The sequence below is a fragment of the Acetomicrobium sp. S15 = DSM 107314 genome, from assembly GCF_016125955.1.
In the GTDB taxonomy this organism is placed as follows: domain Bacteria; phylum Synergistota; class Synergistia; order Synergistales; family Thermosynergistaceae; genus Thermosynergistes; species Thermosynergistes pyruvativorans.
Map to the genome: position 1 here is coordinate 1 of NZ_JADEVE010000255.1, position 402 is coordinate 402.

At 54.2% G+C, this 402-nt stretch carries 1 pseudogene; it reads left to right on the top strand.

Features of this window, described 5'->3' with window-relative positions:
• Positions 1-269, top strand: a pseudogene (locus EZM41_RS07125) (hypothetical protein); the annotation flags it as partial.
• Positions 270-402 lie beyond the last annotated feature (133 nt).

A 402-nucleotide genomic window follows, 5' to 3' on the forward strand; every position in this document is an offset into this window, starting at 1 on the left:
AGCCTGACCAAATAATCGCCGCTGGGCAAACGCTCCACAGCCTTCACAGGAAAAGCCGCAGGCTGGCCGCTTTTAGCCATAACGCTGGCCACAAAGCGCGCGAGGCTGCCCCCTTCGTCGAGAGAAACTTCGAGGCAGACGCGCCCAATACACTCTGGGTAGGCGACATAACGCAACACCCCACAAGCGAGGGCTGGCTATATTTGGCTGTACTGTTAGATGCCTTCTTTAAGAAAGGTAATCGGTTGCTTCTTGAGGGAGCCGTATAACGTCTCTGGGTCAGGGCAGCGTAGAATATCTCCGTGGAATAATCGGTGGTTCCCCCGCCAGGCATGGAACTGCTCGAAATTACGCCCGGATAACGCACGCCTCGCGTATCTACACCGTATTTCTTGAAATAAT